The following is a 16,673-nucleotide window of genomic DNA, read 5'->3' as shown; positions in this document are numbered from 1 at the left end:
TGCCGGGCTTGCTTGTTTTTGCTCCCGCCATTGGGTGTGGTCAGCGCGGTCTTCACGTTTGGCACGATTTGTGTATGGTTTAGACGCCTGTTGTTTTAGGCTGCGAACATGAGCACAAAGGCAAGGGGAGGCCAGCATGGGAGATCTAGCGTCAATCGCGAGTGGCGACTGGGCCAGTCTGTGTGCCCTGGTTTTCCTGCTGGGTCTGCGACATGGATTTGACGCCGATCACCTGGCCGCGATTGATGGTCTGAGCCGCCTGGCCACGCGCCAGGGCGGGGCGCATGCGCGCTTTTGTGGTGCGCTTTTCTCCCTGGGCCATGGCGCCGTGGTGCTTTTGATTGCGGGCCTGGTCGGGGTGATGAGTGAGCACTGGGCCACGCCGGCCTGGCTGGAGCTGTTCGGTGCCTGGGTGTCCATCGCCTTTCTCCTGCTGCTGGGTGTGCTCAATCTATGGGCGGTGCTCAGCACGCCAAGCCATCAGCGCGTGGCCTTGCAAGGCTTGAAAAGCGGGCTGCTGCTGCGCTGGCTGCCCGCATCGTCCGGCGGCAAGCCCTGGGGCTCGGCCCTGGTGGGGGCTTTGTTCGCCCTGTCTTTTGACACCGTCAGCCAGTCGGCCTTGTTTGCGGTGATGGCGGCGCAGTTCGGCGGCCTGGCTCATGCCCTGAGCCTGGGCCTGCTTTTTGTGCTGGGCATGGTGGTGGCTGATGGGCTCAACGGCTGGTGGATCGCCCATCTGATCGCCCGAGCCGATCAAATCGCGGCCCTGGCCTCGCGCATCATGAGCCTGGCGGTGGCCGCACTGAGTCTGGCGGTGGCCGGCCTAGGTTTGGCCAAGCTGGCCTCACCCGCTCTGCAGGCCTGGATGGAGGGCAAGGAGCTGGGCCTGGCGGCCTTGCTGCTGCTGGGCCTGGCGCTCAGCTATGGCTTGGCGCTAAGGCTTAGTCGGCAGCTCAGTCGGCAACTCGGGGGCGCCGCGAGCCCGGGTGCTGCGCCGCGCTGAGGCACCCCGGTCTTGCGCCGGGATGCGGCGTTAGTGGGGCTTTCGCCAAACCCCGCTTTTTCTCAGTGCCAGGCGCTTGGAAATTTGGTGAAATCGGCGCCCATGGCCCGATCTCATTTCCTGCCCTGAAGGACTGTTCATGTCAGCTCGCTCGCCCGCCTGGTTTGACGCTCAGTACAACAACCGCGCCCGCGTGGCCGATAGCGCCGCCGTGTTGCAACGTTGGGCCAGCACCTCGCGCTTTGTGCGCGAGAACTCGGCCTGCGTGCTCGACCTGCCCTATGGCGAGGCCGCCAGCGAAGGCCTGGATCTGTTCCGCACCGAGGCCTCCAAGGCGCCGGTGCTGGTGGTGCTGCATGGCGGTTGGTGGCGCTCGCTGGACAAGTCGGACCTGTCTTTTCTGGCCAGCAGTTTCACCGAGGAAGGGGCGCTGGTGATCGTGCCCAACTACGGGCTCTGCCCCGAGGTCGGCCTGGACCGAATCCCGCTGCAACTCACCCAGGCCCTGGCCTGGGTGTGGCGGCATGCGGCCGAGTACGGCGGCGACCCGAACCAAATCATTCTGCTGGGCCATTCGGCCGGCGGACATCTGGCCAGCATGCTGGCCTGCTGTGATTGGAAGGCGGTGGGCCTGGACCTGCCGCGCCAATTGGTCAAGGGCGTGCTCAGCATCTCGGGCGTGCATGATCTGGCGCCGATCCGGCAAACGCCTTTTTTGCAGGCCGATCTGCAGCTCGACGCCCAGGCTGTGCGGCGCCTGAGCCCGGTGCATTTCCCGGCGCCACTGGCGCCTATCTATACCGTGGTGGGCGAGTTGGAGAGTGAAGAGTTCAAGCGCCAGAACCAGCTCTTGCGCCAGGCCTGGGGGCCGCGCGCCGTGCCCATCTGCGAGGAGCTGCCGGGCTGCAATCACTTTGACATCCTGCACAATCTGGCCGACCCGGCGGGGCGCTTGCATCTGCTGGCGCGCAAGCTGCTGGAGTTGCGCTGGTACAGCCCGCTGCTCTGATGCGCTGAGATAGAGAATGAGTTTGAAGGCCGTCCACGGCCCATCGAGGGAGAAAACGTTTGAAGATTGCATCCAAGTTTGCAGGCCGCAGCCTGCCTGCGAGCCTGTCCCCAGCGCTGTTCGCAGGCCTGCTGATGGCCCAGGCTACGCTGACCATGGCGCAGGGTCCAGAGGCGGCCAAGCCAATTCCAGTGGCGAGCGCGTCTGGCCAGGCCCAGCCGCCCATGGCCGAGCGCCGTCCCAAGGACGTCAGCATCCATGGCGATACCCGCATCGACGACTTCTTCTGGCTGCGTGAAAAACAGCAGCCCGAGGTCATGGCGTATTTGAACGCCGAGAGCGCCTACACGGCGGCCTGGTTCCAGCCCCTGGCCGGCCTGCAAGAGCGGCTGTATCAAGAGATCCTAGGCCGCATCCAGCAAAAGGACGAGGCCGTGCCGGTGCGCGAAGGGGGCTGGTGGTATTCCAGCCGAACTCTGGAGGGCGCCCAATACCCCGTCTTCATTCGCCGAGCGGCCCAGGGGAGCGAACGTCGCTTTGACCCTGCCGCCGCCGAGCAAGTCTTGCTGGATGTGAACGAGCTGGCCAAGGGCAAGAAGTTCATGAACCTGAGCAGCCTGATGGTGAGCCCGGACGGCCAGCGCTTGGCCTACTCGACCGACGAGACCGGTGCGCGCGATTTCGAGCTGAAGATTCGCGATCTGGGCACGGGCCAAGACCTGGGCTGGCGGGCACAGAAAGTGGCCTCGGTGCAGTGGTCGGCCGACGGCCGCTACCTCTTCTACATCACCAGCAACGAGGCCAAACGCCGCGACCGCCTCTGGCGCCATGCCCTGGACGGCAGCACGCCCGACGTCCTCATTTATGAAGACAAGGACCCGCTCTACAACCTCGACCTGTCGAGCACGGCGGACGGACGTTTTTTGAGTCTGATCAGCCGCTCCAAGGACGCGAGCGAGGTGCGACTCTTGCCCAGCCGCCAGCCCTTGAGCCCCTGGGCGCTGCTGCTGCCACGCAAGCCGGGCCAGGAATACGCGGTCGAGCATCGCGAGGGCCAGCTCTATCTGCTGAGCAATGACCGTGGCCCCAATTTCCGCCTGGTGCGTCTGCCCTTGCCGGACCTCAAGCGCCTGCCTCTGAAGCCCCAGCACTTGGCAGCCGCCAAGGAGTTGATCGCCCATCGCGACGAGGCCATGCTGGAGGGCTTGACCATGTTCAAGACCCATCTGGCCCTGCAGGTGCGCGAGCAAGGCTCCGTCAAGCTGCGGGTCTATGACCACGCACGCTTCAAGCCGCAGGAGATCCCTTTTGAGCAAGCGGTCTACACCGCCACCAGCAATCGGGGTCTCAATCGGGAGTACGACAGCGGCAGTTTGCGCCTGAGCTATCAGTCCATGACCACGCCGGTCTCGGTCTATGACTATGAGTTCGCCAGTCGCAAGCTCCATCTGCTCAAGCGCCAAGCGGTGCAGGGCGGCTATGAGCCTGCTCGTTACGAGACCCGCCGCATCTGGGCGCAGGCCGCGGACGGCACCCAGGTGCCAGTCTCCCTGGTGTGGGCCAAGCAGCTGCGCCGCACAGGCCCGCAGCCTTTGTTGTTGCAGGGCTATGGCAGTTATGGCAACTCTTCCGATCCGCGCTTTTCATTGCCGGGCCTGTCCCTGCTTGATCGGGGCGTGATCATCGCCGTGGCCCATGTGCGGGGCGGTGGCGATCTGGGGCGGCGTTGGTATCTGGAGGGCAAGCTGGCCAAGAAGATGAACACCTTCACCGACTTCATCGCCGCCAGCGAGGCCTTGGTGGCCCAGGGCTTCACCGAGCCTTCGCAACTCATCATCACGGGCGGCAGCGCGGGTGGGCTCTTGATGGGGGCGGTGACGAATCTGCGGCCCGATCTTTTCAAGGCCGTGGTGGCCGAGGTGCCTTTCGTGGACGTGATCAACACCATGTTGGACGAGAGCCTGCCCCTGACCACCGAGGAGTTCATCGAGTGGGGCAACCCCAAGATCGCCGAGCAATACCGCTGGATGCGGGCCTACAGCCCTTACGACAATCTCAAGCCCGGCGCCTACCCGGCCATCCTGGCCCGCACCGGTTTGAATGACAGCCAGGTGCCTTACTGGGAGGCGGCCAAGTATGTGGCCAAGCTGCGCACGCTCAAGAGCAATGCTGACGCGCCCCTGCTCTTTGACATCAATATGACGGCGGGCCATGGCGGCGCCTCCGGGCGTTTTGATGGCATGAAGGAAAGAGCCAAGGTCTACAGCTTCATGCTGCAGCAATGGGGTTTGACCGAGGCCAGGCCTTCCAAGCCTTGATGGGAATACAGGTGGGGCGGGCCGTTTAGGACACGGCCGTGTAACGCCCCGGCCTGTGATTGACCACCAGGGCGGCGTTGATGGCCGCCATGCCCAGCAGGGACAGGGCCACACGATCCGGCGGCACAAAGGCCAGGGAGGCCAGGAGGATCAGGCCGTCCAGCGCGGCCTGCACATAGCCGGCGCGCCAGCCTTTTTTCTCCTGCAGATAAAGCACCAGCACATTCAGCCCGCCCAGAGACGCCCGGTGGCGGAACAAGATCAGCATGCCCGCGCCGATCAAGAGGCCGCCGGCAATCGCGGCGAACCAGATATTGAGCGAGCTGATCTGTAGCCAGCGCGGCAGCAGCTCCGACAAGACCGACATCAGGCCCACCGCCACTACCGTCTTCAGCATAAAGGGCAGGCCCATGCGCCGATAGGCCAGCCAGTAAAAGGGCAGATTGATGGCGAAGAACAGGGCGCCAAATGGCAGGCCGCTGGCGTAGTGGATCAAAAAGGCAATGCCGACGGTGCCGCCGGTCAACATGCCGGCCTGCTTGAACAAGGCCACACCCAGGGCCACGAACAAGGTGCCGGTGATCAGGGCTTGGATGTCTTCGAAATTGCTGTGCTTGAAGCTGCGGCTGACCGCGCGCAGCGCGTCTGATTTAGCCACCCATCCACCACTTCACAATGCCTTTGGCGATGAAGCCAACCATGCCAAAGCCCAGGGCCAGCAGCAGCACAAAGGTCCCGAAGCGCCCGGCCTTGGACTCGCGGGCCAGTTGCAGGATGATGAAAATCATATAGACCATGAAGGCGCCAACGCCCCAGGTCAGCCCAAACTGGGCGATTTGCTGCTCTGTATAACCAAACATAGGGACTACTCGGCCTTTTTGACCAGATCACGGTAGGCATGCCAGCTGGCATGGCCGAGCCAGGGCAGGATCACGATCAGGCCAAGCATGAGGCTGCTCATGCCCAAGAGTGTCAGCAACATGATCAGGGCCGCCCACAGCGCCACCGGCGCCGGGTACTCCATCACCACGCGCCAACTGGTGAAGACGGCGCCCAGGATGCCGATCTGGGTGTCCAGCAAGAGCGGCACGGCGATCATGGTGGAGGCAAACATGGGAGCGGCCAGCAAGGCGCCCATGCCTAGCCAAATCTCAAACAAATGGGAGTCGTCGTTGAGCACCACATGCTGCAAAAAATCGCCCGGGCTGTGGATGGGCTGGGGTGCAAAACCGGTGATCAGCGAGGCCGAGGTCATCACCCAGCCGGTGCCAGCAAAGGCCAGGAGCACGCCGAACACGACCAGGCGGCCATCGCGCGGCCGCCAAGCTTCCAGCACCCGCGCCAGGCTGGGCGTGCGGCCCATCTCGATATCGCGGCTGATGACGTAGAGCCCGGTGGCCAGGATGGGCGCCACCAGCAGAAAGCCGCTGAAGGCACCGGCCAGCAGCCAGAAACGATCACGTGCCAGCCACAGAATCAAGGCCCCAGCGATGGCCATGACCAGGCCATGAGCCAGGGAGGCGCCGGGGCAGCGCCACAGGTCTTTCCAGCCGCGCGCCAGCCAACCCAGGGGCCGCAGCAGGGGGATGGGCTTCACCCCGAACTGGCGGGATTGCGCAAGAGCTTTTTCGGTTTCGAGCATGGGCATGGTGTGAAGGGAATGGTGCCAGCCGCTGCAAGACCTGAACTTGAGCGACATCAAGTCGGGGCGAAAACCTGGCTGTTTTGCCGACCCCGGCTTTGACGATCGATTATTGACCGCAGCGTTTCAACCACATGCCGGTTCAAACCCACCCCTTCAGCGGCGCAAAAGCTGAGAGGCCGCTTGGGCCAGCGCCGGGCCGCCGCCGTCGGCCAGCGCTACGCGCTGGGCCTGGGCCAAGTTTGGGTAATGGCCGCTGAGTGATTTCTCGTAACCGGGGTCGTAATGCTCGCGCATCAGCTCTTTGAAGACGGTGGCGAAATCGCCGGCGCGGGCCAGGGCTTGCCAAGCTTCGATTTTCTGCCGCCCGCGCAAGGCCACCAGGCCGTCGATCAGGCTGCAAAAGCTCTCGACCTGCTGGCTGAAATGGCCGTAGTCCTCCAGCAGCAGCTGCACCCGGGCGGCCTCGGGCATGTCCACCCAGAAGCAGTGCGGGCTTGTGCGCATGGCCTGGTGCAGGCTTTCGGGTAGACGTAACTGGCCAATCTTGCGGCTCTCGCTTTCCACAAAAATTGCTTGGCTCAGGTCCAGCTCGCGCAGGGCTTGCCAAAGCCGGCTGTCAAAAGCCTTTTGACTGGGCTGGGGCTGGCCGGGCAGGGCGCCCAGCACCGAGCCTCGGTGCGCGGCCAAGGCCTCCAGGTCCAGCACCTGGCCCCCTTGCTCGCGCAGGGCTTGCAAGAGCCGGGTCTTGCCGCTGCCGGTGCGGCCGCACAGCACTTGCAGATTCAGGCCGGCGGGCAGGGTCTCCAGGGCGGCGCGCACCTCGGCGCGGTAGGCCTTGTAGCCACCGGCCAGCTGGCGCGATTTGAAGCCGATCTGGCCCAGAAACCAGTGCATGGCGCCCGAGCGCTGGCCGCCGCGCCAGCAGTAGACCAAGGGCCGCCAGTTGCGCGGCATGTTGGCGGCATGCGCGTCCAGGTGCTGGGCGATATTGCGCGCCACCAGGGCTGCGCCCAGCTTGCGGGCATCAAAAGGCGAGTCTTTGTAAAGCGTGCCGACGATGCGGCGCTCCTCGTCATCCAGCACCGGCCAGTTCAGCGCGCCGGGGATGTGGTCCTCGGCGAACTCGGAGGGGCTGCGCACATCGATGATGGCGCTGAATTCGGCCAGAGCGGCCAGGGCTTCGTGGGCCGAGATGACGGTGGAGCGGGGCGCGCTATTCATTGGGGCAAGGCCACGGCGTCAAGCAATTCGCTCTCGATCTGCAGCTGGGTTTTGTTTTGTTGCAGGGCCGCGCCGTCGACCAAGAAGGTGTCTTCCACCCGCTCGCCCAGGGTGGAAATCTTGGCTAACTGCAGATTGATGCGGTGCCTGGCCAGCACGCGGGCGATGGCGTAGAGCAGGCCGGCGCGGTCGGTCGTGCTGATGCTCAGCAGCCAGTGCTGAGCCCGCTCGTCCGGCCGCAAGGCGATGCGCGGGGTGTAGGGAAAGCTCTTGACCCGGCGCGAGAGCCGGCCACGGCGCGGCTCGGGCAGCGGCCCGTCGGCCAGCAAGGCCTGGCCCAGCTTGGTCTCCACCAGGGAGACCAGGTCGCGGTGGTTTTGCTCCGAGTCGGGGCTGATGACCTGAAAGGTGTCCAGGGCAAAACCCTTGCGGGTGGTGTGGACCTTGGCGTCCAGAATATTGAAGCCGGCGCTGTCGAAATATCCGCACAGGCGGGCGAAGAGATCGGGCCGGTCGGGCGAGTAGACCAGCACCTGCAGGCCTTCGCCCACCGGCGAGGGGCGGGCGCGCACGATGGGGGTGGCGGCCTCCACATGGCGCCACAGGGCGCGTGCATGCCAGGCCAGATCGCTGGCCTCGTGGCGGGCGAAGTAGCTGACCTCCAGGGTCTGCCACAGGGCTGCTTCGGTGCCCGGCAACATGCTGTGCAGGGCCAGGGCCTGGCGGGCTTCGTTCTTGCGCGCCTCGATCTCGGCGTCCATATTCGGCTTGGCGCCGCCCAGGGCACGCAGGGTGACGCGGTAGAGGTCTTCCAGCAGCTTGCCCTTCCAGGCGTTCCAGACCTTGGGGCTGGTGCCGCGGATATCGGCCACGGTGAGCAGATAGAGGCCGGTCAGATGGCGCTCGTCCCGCATCTTGGCGGCGAAGGCGGCGATCACCTCGGGGTCGGAAAGATCTTCCTTCTGAGCCACCCGCGAGAGGGTCAGGTGGTGCTGGACCAGAAAGCTGACCAGCTCGGTGTCAGGTCTTGCCAGGCCGTGGTCGCGGCAAAAACGCTTGACCTCGACGGCACCCAGATCGGAGTGATCCCCACCCCGGCCCTTGGCCACATCGTGGAAGAGGGCGGCGATGTAAAGCAGCTCGGGGCGATCCCATTGCGCGGCCAGCTGGGAGCAAAAGCTGTACTCGTGGGCATGCTCGGGGATGAAGAAGCGGCGCACATTGCGCAGCACCATCAGGATGTGCTGATCCACGGTGTAGACGTGGAACAGGTCGTGCTGCATCTGTCCCACGATGCGGCGGAACACCCACAGGTAGCGGCCCAGCACCGAGGTCTGGTTCATCAGGCGGAAGGCATGGGTCTGGCCTTCGGGCTGGCGCAGGATCTGCATAAAGGTGGCGCGGTTCACCGGGTCGCGGCGGAAGGCGCTGTCCATCAGCTCGCGGGCGTTGTAGAGCGCGCGCAGGGTGCGGGCCGACAGTCCCTTGATGCCGGGCGTCTGCTGGTAGACCAAGAAGGTGCGCAGGATGGCGTGCGGCTCGCGTTGGTAGAGCTCGTCGCTGGCGACTTCCAACATGCCGGCACGATCCAGGAACTGCTGTTCATGGCCGGCGATGGGGCGCATCCGCCCTTGCTGCGAGCCGTAGACATGCTCCTCCAGATTCAGCAAGAGAATCTGATTGAGCTGACTGACCGCCTTGGCCGCCCAGTAGTAGCGACGCATCAGCACTTCGGAGGCGCGCTGGGCCGGGCTGGCACGGTAGCCAAAGCTCTCGGCCACGGCGGTTTGCAAGTCAAACACCAGACGGTCTTCACGCCGACCGGCCACCGTGTGCAGACGCGCTCGAATCAGCTTGAGCACACCTTCGTTGCGCTGCAACTGGCGGCTCTCGAAAGGTGTGATCAGGCCTTTGGCGGCCAGCTCGTGCCAGGTTTGCCCCAGGCCCGCCGCGCGGGCGATCCAGATCAGCACCTGCAGATCGCGCAGGCCGCCGGGGCTTTCCTTGCAATTGGGTTCCAGCGAGTAGGGCGTCTCGTCGTATTTGGTGTGGCGCTGCCGCATCTCCAGGGTCTTGGCGCGCAGAAAGGCGCTGGCGTCCATGGCCTGCTGCAGGCGCTGCTCCAGCTGCGCGTGCAGGCCGCGCGAGCCGATCAGCAGGCGTGACTCCAGCAGCGAGGTCTGCACCGTCACATCGGCGGCGGCCTCGCTGAGGCATTCATCCAGGCTGCGCACCGAGGAGCCGATCTCCAGGCCGATGTCCCAGCAGGCGGTGATGAAGTGCTCGATGCCGGCCTTGACGGCGCCGTCCAGATGCGCCTCCACGCCGTCCGGCAAGAGCACCAGCACATCGACGTCGGAATAGGGGAACAACTCGCCGCGCCCGTAACCCCCCACCGCCACCAGGCTGGCGCCGGCGGGCAGCTGGGCTTGGGTCCACAAGGTCTTGAGGCTGGCATCCACATGGCGGGCCAAGCGGCGCAAGAGGCCACTGGCCGCGGTCAGTGTGGGCTTGGCCTTGCGGAAATCTTCGATCAAGGCCAGTTTGCCGGCCTTGAAGGCCTGGCGCATCTCGGCCACGCTGGCCACCGCGGGGCTGGAGCTGGGCGCTGGGCCGGGAGAGTTGGGCATGGAACTCAGGTCTTGGTCGAGCTGATGAAGGCGGGCAAGGCGGGGCTGCCTTCCGAGAGCGTGAAGACCTCATAACCGGTTTCGGTCACCACCAGGGTGTGCTCCCATTGGGCCGAGAGCGAGCGGTCCTTGGTTTTGATGGTCCAGCCGTCGTTGTGCTCGCGCATCTCACGGCGGCCGGCGTTGATCATGGGCTCGATGGTGAAGACCATGCCGGGCTGCAGCTGCACCAAGGTGCCGGGGCGGCCGTAGTGCAGCACCTGCGGTTCTTCGTGGAAGACCTGGCCGATGCCGTGACCGCAGAACTCGCGCACGACGGAGAAACCCGCGTTCTCGGCAAAGGTCTGGATGGCGTGGCCGATATCGCCCAGGTAAGCGCCGGGCTTGACCTTGGCGATGCCCTTCCACATGGCCTCGTAGGTGAAGGCGCATAGGCGCTTGGCGGCGATGGAGCCTTCGCCCACCACAAACATGCGGCTGGTGTCGCCGTGCCAGCCGTCCTTGATGACGGTGACGTCGATATTGACGATGTCGCCGTTCTTCAGCGCCCGGCCATCGGGGATGCCGTGGCAGATCACATCGTTGACCGAGGTGCAGATGGACTTGGGGTAGGGGATATAGCCCGGCGGCGTGTAGTTCAGCGGGGCGGGGATGGCTTGCTGCACATCGACGATGTAGTCGTGCGCCAGCTTGTCCAGAGCTTCGGTGGTGATGCCGGGGCGCACATGCGGGGTCAGCATGTCCAGCACTTCGGAGGCCAGGCGCCCGGCGATGCGCAGGGCCGCGATATCGGCGCCGGTTTTGAGGGTGATGGTCATTCCATCATTTTACGTGGGCCCTCAAGCCCGGCCGACCCAGCAGGGCATTTGGTGAATTAATCCGCCCAGACCACCAGGCCGCTCCAGGCCGTGGCCAAGACCACGATGCCGAAGGCGATGCGGTACCAGGCGAAGGGGGTGAAGCTGTGGCTGGAGATATAGCGCAGCAACCAGCGCACGCAGATCCAGGCGCTGATGAAGGAGAACAGCAGGCCGACGCTGAACATGGGAATGTCAGCCGCGCTGAGCAGGGCTCGCTCTTTGTAGAGGCTGTAGAGGCCGGCACCGATCAAGGTGGGGATGGCCAGGAAGAAGGAAAAGTCGGTCGCGGCCTTGCGCGACAGGCCGATCAGCATGCCGCCGATGATGGTGGCACCCGAACGGCTGGTGCCGGGCACCATGGCCAGGCATTGCAAAACGCCGACCTTGAGCGCATCCATGGGCGACATATCGTCCACGTTCTCCACCCGCACGGCGCTGGCCGGGCGTTTCTCGGCCCAGAGAATGATCAGGCCACCGATGATGAAGGTGCTGGCCACCACGGTGGGGGTGAAGAGATGGGCCTTGATGGCCTTGCCGAACAAGAGGCCCAGGATGACCGCGGGGAAGAAGCCGATGGCCACATTGGTGACGAAGCGGCGGGCACGGGCGTCTGAGCCCAAGCCGGCGGCGACTTCGCGCAGGCGCTGCCAGTAGACCAGGATGACGGCAAAGATGGCGCCGGTCTGGATGGCGATGTCGAATACCTTGCTCTTGGCATCGTCAAAGCCCAGCAAGGAGCCGGTGAGGATCAAATGACCCGTCGAAGAAATGGGCAAGAACTCGGTCAGGCCTTCGACGATGCCCATGATGGCGGCCTTGATCAACAACACTGTATCCAACGCGGTACTCCAGATTCGAGGTGCGGCATGATAGCTGCCCTACAAGTCGGTTCTGCCCAGATCAGCGCTTGAGCAGCAGGGCCAGTGCGGCTGGCAAGGCGAGCCAAAAGCCCGAGAGGGGCATCAAAAACAGGCCCACGGCCGTCAGTGCCAGGGTGCCCCAGCCCAGGCGGCGCAAAGCCTGGTTCTGGCTTTGGCGCTCCAGCGGCGTGATGGCCAGGGCCAATAGGGCCAGCAAGAAACCAAACAGGACAAACCAGCTGACAGCGCCGCGCAGCGCGTCGCCGCCGACCGTGTTGAACAGGCCTTGCTGCCACATGGCTTGCAGGGTGGGGCCAAACATGAGGGCGCTGACCAGGGTGTGCAGCAGGGCCACGGCCAGCAGCCAGTGGCCAATCCATGGGCGTGAAACAGTCTTCAGCATCAAAGCTCCTGATGGCGATCGCGACTCAGCCAGTCGCGGGGCATGGTGACCCGGGCGCCCAGGCGCCGCAGCATTTGCAGCAGGCCAAGGTAAGCACGGTCAAAAAAAGGCAGCTCGGGTGGCAGCTGGTGCAGCAAGGCCATGGCTTGGGCCTGGGCGGCAGCGTCCATGCGGGGCAGGGGCTTGAGCTGGCCGAAGTCGTAGTGCGCATGCCGCCAGGGCTCCAACTGCCAATCCAGCAGCGGAGCCAGGATGGGTAGCAGCTGCGCTTGAAACTCGCGCAGGCTCAGGCTGGGTGCGATCAAGCCGCTCTCGCGGTAGGTTTGCAAAAGTGCGGCGTCGTCGATCGCCAGACGGGCGCGCCAGGCGGATTGAATCAGGTCCACAAAAGCACCGGGCAGATCCAAGGTCCGGCCGAAGTCCAGCAGGCCCAGGCGGCCCTGGGCCATGAAGAGGTAGTTGCCGGGGTGTGGGTCGGCTTGCAGGCGGCGCAAGCCTAGCAGGCTGTGCACAAACTGCGTCAGCAGCAACTGGCCGAAGTGATCGCGCAGGGCTTGGCTCGGATGCTGGGCCAGCCAGGCCTCCAGATGCAGCCCTTCCAACATCTCCATGCTCAAGACCCGGCCGCTGCTCAGGCCGGGGAAGAGCTTGGGCACGACGAGTTCGGGCGGCAGCGCTTGTTGCGCAAACCAGCTCAGCTCGGCGGCCTCGCGCTGGTAGTCCAGCTCCTCGGCGAGTTTGAGTTCGATATCGGCCAGCACCGACTTCAGCAGCTTTTCGTCCGGCAAACCCGCCAGACCGCCGCCTTGCAAGCCGCGTAGCAGGCCACGCAGCAAGCTCATATCGCTGGCGATGGTGGCCGCCATGCCGGGGTATTGCAGCTTGACGGCCAGGCGCTCGCCGCTGTGGGCCCGCGCCTCATGCACCTGGCCCAGGCTGGCGGCGGCAAAGGCCTGGGGCTGGAACTCGGCAAACAACTGTTCCGGCCCCTGGCCGAATTCCTGGCGCAAGAGCTTGATCACATGGGCGCGGTTCAGCGGCGTGGCCTGGTAATGGGCTTGGGCCAGTTGCTCACGCAAGCCCTCGGGCAGCAGGCCCAGCTCCATGCTCAGAAGTTGGGAGGCTTTCAAGGCCGTGCCCTTGAGTTGGTTGAGCGCGCTGAACAGGATGCGGCCCAGCTTCTCTTCGTGTGCAGCTTGCGCCTGCAGGCGGCTGGCCTCGTCGCGGGCGAGCTGCGCCGCGCCATGGCTTATCTTGGCCAGGCCGACTTTGGCCAGGGCCAGGCCGGCCACGCCACTGCGGGCCAGCCGGCCTTGACGGGGTGTGCTGCTCATGCCTTTTTCCGCGTGATTTGCTTGAGCATCAGAGGCACGATGCAGCTGTGGGCCGGGCCGACCACGGCCATATAGATGCGACCCAGGCGGTTGTGGATGTGGACCACGGTGGCCAGCCGCAGCACGGCCTGATCGCCCGCCCAGCCCTTGCTGAGCGAAACCTGTACCCGCAGATGGCGGTCATCGTCTTGCCAGACGACTTCGTCTTCGCTCAGTGAATGCAGCTGGAAGATGCCCACCGTCTGGCCGACGCGGTAGCTGTCCAGCGAGCGTTGTGGATCGATGCGTCCGAGGCCGCCCAGGTTCTTCAAGCCGACCAGGCCGACCACGCGATTGCGCATGCGCATCAGCCACTCCATCCAGCCCGGTGTCTGGCCTATCAGCTGCAGCCAGCTTTGCAAGGCCGGGGCCTCGGGCTGGGGGGCGGGCAGCTCGTAGCAGTCATGGAAGTCCGCGCCGGGCAGTTCGCTGGCGATGCGGCTTTGCGGCGGTACGGGGCAGATGCGCAGCTTCATGGGCGTGCTCCTGCCGTCAGGCCTTGGCGGGCCAGCTTGAGCAGATCGATCAAGCCCGAGTCGTCCTGCTGCAAGAGGCGCAAGAGCTGGCTGCGGAGCATGAAGCTGCCCAGGTCCAGCAGCTTGTTGACCATGCCGGTTTGCAAGGCCAGCACCAGCACCGAGAGGCTGAGATCCAGCAGCTGGGTGGTGTCGCCAAAGTGCTCCGAAGTGTCGCGCAGCCAAAAGCCAATCACGCCGTAGCTGTAGTCGGCCAGCAGGCCGGCCAGGGCGCTTTTGAAGCCGCAGGGCGCGATCTCGCCCGCCTCTTCGGCCTGGCTCAGCAAGGCCTCCACCTCGTGCTTGAGGGCGCGCTTGCCGGGCAGCTCCTCGCCCAGCATCAGCAGGGGTGCACGGCGCAGCAGATCGCGGGCCAGGGTGACGAACTCGCGGTCTGCCTGCAGGCGCTCCAGCAGCGAGTCCAGCAGCAGTTGCAAACGCTCTTGCAACTGAAAGTCGGCCTGCGGGGTCTGGCGCCACTGGGCCAGGCCTTCCTCATAAGCCAGCTCGAAATAGGCCAGCACCAGCTTTTCCTTGGAGGGGAAGTATTTGTAGATGGTGGCGTCGCCCAGCTTGGCCTCGCGGGCAATCTGCTTCATGGTCGTGGCCTCGAAGCCCTGCTGGGTCATCAGGTCCACGGCCGTCTGAATGATCAGCCGGTGGGTCTTGGCTTGCTGTGATTTAGAGGTTCGCATAGTGCCTTGCTTTGTTTAATCAAGTCTCTCACGCTGATTAAAAGATAGCAAGTATTGTTTAATCGCTTTTGACGCCTGGGCAGGGCAGGGCTTGCGCAGCCCAGGGCTTGGGATCTTCCAGAACGGATATTGACCCGGCCAAGCGCGGGCGCATACATTACTGACCAGTCAGTCAGTAGTTCCGATTTGCCCCTCTATTCCGGCTAGCCGGTCCCCCGCATTGAGCCCTTCCAGCAGCCCGCCGCCACCCGCAGACAGCAGCCCCCGGCCCCGCCAGCGGCGCAAGGAGGCGCGCCCGCAAGAATTGTTGGAAGCCGCCCTGGCCTTGTTCGTCGAGCGCGGCTTTGCCGCCACCCGCAGCGAGGAGGTAGCCCTGCGCGCCGGCGTCTCCAAGGGCACGCTGTACCGCTACTACCCCAGCAAGGAAGAGTTGTTCAAGGCGGTGGTGCGAGAGAACCTGACCGCACATATTGCCGAGACGGCCGCATTTGTGGCCAATTTCGAGGGGCCAAGCGACCTGCTTCTGCGTCAGGTCATGGAGGCCTGGTGCGTCGAGCTGGGGCGCGGAGGCATGGGCGGCATCGTCAAAATCATGCTGTCGGAGGCCCGCAACTTTCCTGAGTTGGCGAACTTCTATCGGGATGAGGTCATCGTGCCCACGGACGCCGTGCTCGGTGCATTGCTACAGCGTGGCATCAGCCTCGGCGAGTTTCGGCCTGTCCCCGTGCCCGAGATGATCACCATCCTGATTGGACCCTTGCTGCACCTCATCATTCATGAGCATTCATTGGGGAGTTGCGGCTTGCCCTGCATGGAGGTTCATGCCGCTGATGTGCTCGCCGTCCAACTGGACCTGGTGCTGCGCGGCCTGATGCTGCAGCCGCCGCCCGGCTGAGCTTCAGCCAGGAGCTGGCCGTGATTCACCTCTTTTTTTGCCCTGTTTCAAGCGCTTGTGCTTTTTGATTGAAAGCTCGTCGACGATGAAGTCCTGGTTGAAGATTGTTCTGGTCCTGCTCGTGTTGCTGCTGCTTGCTTTGGGCGGCAACCGCCTTTTGAAAGCCAGGCAGGCTCAGGCGCAAGCCCTGGCCCAGGCCAAACCCAGCCAGGGCGCCAGCCTGGAGTTGGCGCCCATCGATGTGCTGACACTCAAACGCCAGCGCTTCAACAGCAGCTTGGACATCTCCGGCAATGTGCGTGCGGTGGACAGTGCGGTGATCAAGGCCAAGGTCGCGGCCGAGCTGGCTTCGCTGAAGGTGCGCGAGGGCGATAGCGTGCGGGCAGGGCAGGTGCTCGGTCAGCTGGAAACGACCGAACTCGATTGGCGCTTGCGCCAGGCCGAGCAAACTGCTGCGGCCAGCCGTGCCCAGCTGGAAATCGCCAAACGCACTTTGAATAACAACCGCGCCATGGTGGCCCAAGGCTTTATCTCGCCCACAGCCATGGACGCGGCGGTGTCCAGCGAGGCCGGGGCGCAAGCGACCTTGCTGGCGGCGCAGGCCGCCGTGGAGCTGGCGCGCAAGCAGCGCAATGATGCGCAGCTGATCGCGCCCATCTCGGGACTGGTCTCGCAGCGCCTGGCCCAGCCGGGCGAGCGGGTGGCCATCGATGGCCGTGTGCTGGAAATCGTCAACCTCAGCAAGCTGGAAATGGAGGCCGCCATCGCGCCCGAGTACGCCGCCAGGGTCAAGCTGGGCGACAAGGCGCGCTTGCAGATCGAAGGCTTGAGCGAGGAGGTGCCGGCTGTGGTGGCGCGCATCAACCCCATGGCCCAGGCCGGCTCCAGAGCGGTGGTGGTTTATCTGGCGATGGCCGGTCAGCCAGGACTGCGCCACGGCATGTTCGCCCGCGGCAAGCTCTTGCTGGACGAGCATGAGGCCTGGGTGGTACCCGTCTCGGCCTTGCGCCAGGACAAGGCCAAGCCTTATGTGATGCTGATCCAGGGCGGCCGCTTGAAGGCCGTGACGGTGGAGCCCGGGCAGACCGGGGATGCGCAGGGGCAGGCGGTGGTCGAGCTGAGGCTGCGGCCCGATAGTGGCTTGCAGGAGGGGGCCCAATTGCTGGCGGCCTCGGCCGGCCAGGTGGCGGAGGGCACGCCGGTCAAGCTGGCAGCCCCAGCCCAAGCAGCCAGCGCTGCACGCTGA

General features: G+C 64.8%; 16 protein-coding genes. 5 read left to right on the top strand and 11 right to left on the bottom strand.

The window, feature by feature from the left end:
- Positions 1 to 136 precede the first annotated feature (136 nt).
- The 3 genes from DBR47_RS21280 to DBR47_RS21270 all read left to right on the top strand — a co-directional run bounded on the left by DBR47_RS21280 (position 137) and on the right by DBR47_RS21270 (position 4,330).
- Entirely contained in the window at positions 137 to 1,003 is an 867-nt protein-coding gene (locus tag DBR47_RS21280) for a nickel transporter (protein ID WP_124453858.1), read from the top strand.
- 139 nt (positions 1,004 to 1,142) lie between these two features.
- Positions 1,143 to 2,012 carry an alpha/beta hydrolase gene (locus tag DBR47_RS21275; RefSeq protein WP_124453856.1) on the top strand — a complete coding sequence of 290 codons (870 nt, stop codon included), beginning with the start codon at positions 1,143 to 1,145 and terminating at the stop codon, positions 2,010 to 2,012.
- A gap of 59 nt (positions 2,013 to 2,071) precedes the next feature.
- Positions 2,072 to 4,330: a S9 family peptidase gene (locus DBR47_RS21270; protein ID WP_197047209.1), complete on the top strand. Its 2,259-nt coding sequence runs from the start codon at positions 2,072 to 2,074 to the stop codon at positions 4,328 to 4,330.
- 25 nt (positions 4,331 to 4,355) lie between these two features.
- On the opposite strand, the gene DBR47_RS21265 is transcribed toward DBR47_RS21270, so the two are convergent.
- The 11 genes from DBR47_RS21265 to DBR47_RS21215 all read right to left on the bottom strand — a co-directional run bounded on the left by DBR47_RS21265 (position 4,356) and on the right by DBR47_RS21215 (position 14,532).
- Complete coding sequence (locus DBR47_RS21265) at positions 4,356 to 4,988, bottom strand: YitT family protein (RefSeq protein WP_231512435.1); 633 nt, start codon at positions 4,986 to 4,988, stop codon at positions 4,356 to 4,358.
- Complete coding sequence (locus tag DBR47_RS21260) at positions 4,981 to 5,190, bottom strand: DUF2788 domain-containing protein (RefSeq protein ID WP_124453854.1); 210 nt, start codon at positions 5,188 to 5,190, stop codon at positions 4,981 to 4,983. Before DBR47_RS21260 ends, DBR47_RS21265 begins: the two co-directional genes overlap by 8 nt.
- A gap of 5 nt (positions 5,191 to 5,195) precedes the next feature.
- On the bottom strand, positions 5,196 to 5,978 hold the full coding sequence (locus DBR47_RS21255; protein WP_231512434.1) for a DUF2189 domain-containing protein: 783 nt from the start codon (positions 5,976 to 5,978) through the stop codon (positions 5,196 to 5,198).
- A 150-nt stretch (positions 5,979 to 6,128) separates the two neighbouring features.
- Positions 6,129 to 7,196: a tRNA 2-selenouridine(34) synthase MnmH gene (gene mnmH, locus DBR47_RS21250; protein WP_124453852.1), complete on the bottom strand. Its 1,068-nt coding sequence runs from the start codon at positions 7,194 to 7,196 to the stop codon at positions 6,129 to 6,131.
- Positions 7,193 to 9,826, bottom strand: a complete 2,634-nt coding sequence (locus DBR47_RS21245; protein WP_124453850.1) for a [protein-PII] uridylyltransferase — start codon at positions 9,824 to 9,826, stop codon at positions 7,193 to 7,195. The genes mnmH and DBR47_RS21245 overlap by 4 nt, the downstream gene beginning before the upstream one ends.
- Positions 9,827 to 9,831: 5 nt before the next feature.
- Positions 9,832 to 10,644, bottom strand: coding sequence for a type I methionyl aminopeptidase (gene map, locus DBR47_RS21240; RefSeq protein WP_124453848.1), 813 nt, complete (start codon positions 10,642 to 10,644; stop codon positions 9,832 to 9,834).
- A gap of 56 nt (positions 10,645 to 10,700) precedes the next feature.
- Positions 10,701 to 11,525, bottom strand: coding sequence for an undecaprenyl-diphosphate phosphatase (locus DBR47_RS21235; RefSeq protein WP_124453846.1), 825 nt, complete (start codon positions 11,523 to 11,525; stop codon positions 10,701 to 10,703).
- 61 nt (positions 11,526 to 11,586) lie between these two features.
- Positions 11,587 to 11,949 carry a DUF6463 family protein gene (locus DBR47_RS21230; RefSeq protein ID WP_231512433.1) on the bottom strand — a complete coding sequence of 121 codons (363 nt, stop codon included), beginning with the start codon at positions 11,947 to 11,949 and terminating at the stop codon, positions 11,587 to 11,589.
- Positions 11,949 to 13,283: an AarF/ABC1/UbiB kinase family protein gene (locus DBR47_RS21225; protein ID WP_124453844.1), complete on the bottom strand. Its 1,335-nt coding sequence runs from the start codon at positions 13,281 to 13,283 to the stop codon at positions 11,949 to 11,951. Before DBR47_RS21225 ends, DBR47_RS21230 begins: the two co-directional genes overlap by 1 nt.
- Positions 13,280 to 13,798 (bottom strand): DUF2867 domain-containing protein, encoded by a 519-nt coding sequence (locus DBR47_RS21220; RefSeq protein WP_124453842.1) that lies wholly within the window; start codon positions 13,796 to 13,798, stop codon positions 13,280 to 13,282. The genes DBR47_RS21225 and DBR47_RS21220 overlap by 4 nt, the downstream gene beginning before the upstream one ends.
- Complete coding sequence (locus tag DBR47_RS21215) at positions 13,795 to 14,532, bottom strand: TetR/AcrR family transcriptional regulator (RefSeq protein ID WP_124453840.1); 738 nt, start codon at positions 14,530 to 14,532, stop codon at positions 13,795 to 13,797. The genes DBR47_RS21220 and DBR47_RS21215 overlap by 4 nt, the downstream gene beginning before the upstream one ends.
- A 220-nt stretch (positions 14,533 to 14,752) precedes the next feature.
- Here DBR47_RS21215 and DBR47_RS21210 point away from each other — a divergent pair, with 220 nt between their 5' ends.
- A complete protein-coding gene (locus tag DBR47_RS21210; protein WP_124453838.1) occupies positions 14,753 to 15,427 on the top strand; it encodes a TetR/AcrR family transcriptional regulator in 675 nt (224 codons plus the stop codon).
- An 85-nt stretch (positions 15,428 to 15,512) separates the two neighbouring features.
- Positions 15,513 to 16,673, top strand: coding sequence for an efflux RND transporter periplasmic adaptor subunit (locus DBR47_RS21205; protein ID WP_124453836.1), 1,161 nt, complete (start codon positions 15,513 to 15,515; stop codon positions 16,671 to 16,673).

Origin of the sequence: Paucibacter sp. KBW04, from assembly GCF_003852425.1 — a bacterium.
Classification (GTDB): Bacteria; Pseudomonadota; Gammaproteobacteria; order Burkholderiales; family Burkholderiaceae_C; genus Paucibacter_A.
This window is presented reverse-complemented; position numbering and strand designations above follow the sequence as displayed.

Bases quoted from the DNA above. Each gene is read 5' to 3' on its own strand.
- DBR47_RS21280 (WP_124453858.1), top strand. From the start codon at position 137: ATGGGAGATCTAGCGTCAATCGCGAGTGGCGACTGGGCCAGTCTGTGT.
- DBR47_RS21275 (WP_124453856.1), top strand. From the start codon at position 1,143: ATGTCAGCTCGCTCGCCCGCCTGGTTTGACGCTCAGTACAACAACCGC.
- DBR47_RS21260 (WP_124453854.1), bottom strand. From the start codon at position 5,190: ATGTTTGGTTATACAGAGCAGCAAATCGCCCAGTTTGGGCTGACCTGG.
- DBR47_RS21255 (WP_231512434.1), bottom strand. From the start codon at position 5,978: ATGCCCATGCTCGAAACCGAAAAAGCTCTTGCGCAATCCCGCCAGTTC.
- mnmH (WP_124453852.1), bottom strand. From the start codon at position 7,196: ATGAATAGCGCGCCCCGCTCCACCGTCATCTCGGCCCACGAAGCCCTG.
- DBR47_RS21245 (WP_124453850.1), bottom strand. From the start codon at position 9,826: ATGCCCAACTCTCCCGGCCCAGCGCCCAGCTCCAGCCCCGCGGTGGCC.
- map (WP_124453848.1), bottom strand. From the start codon at position 10,644: ATGACCATCACCCTCAAAACCGGCGCCGATATCGCGGCCCTGCGCATC.
- DBR47_RS21230 (WP_231512433.1), bottom strand. From the start codon at position 11,949: ATGCTGAAGACTGTTTCACGCCCATGGATTGGCCACTGGCTGCTGGCC.
- DBR47_RS21225 (WP_124453844.1), bottom strand. From the start codon at position 13,283: ATGAGCAGCACACCCCGTCAAGGCCGGCTGGCCCGCAGTGGCGTGGCC.
- DBR47_RS21220 (WP_124453842.1), bottom strand. From the start codon at position 13,798: ATGAAGCTGCGCATCTGCCCCGTACCGCCGCAAAGCCGCATCGCCAGC.
- DBR47_RS21215 (WP_124453840.1), bottom strand. From the start codon at position 14,532: ATGCGAACCTCTAAATCACAGCAAGCCAAGACCCACCGGCTGATCATT.
- DBR47_RS21205 (WP_124453836.1), top strand. From the start codon at position 15,513: ATGAAGTCCTGGTTGAAGATTGTTCTGGTCCTGCTCGTGTTGCTGCTG.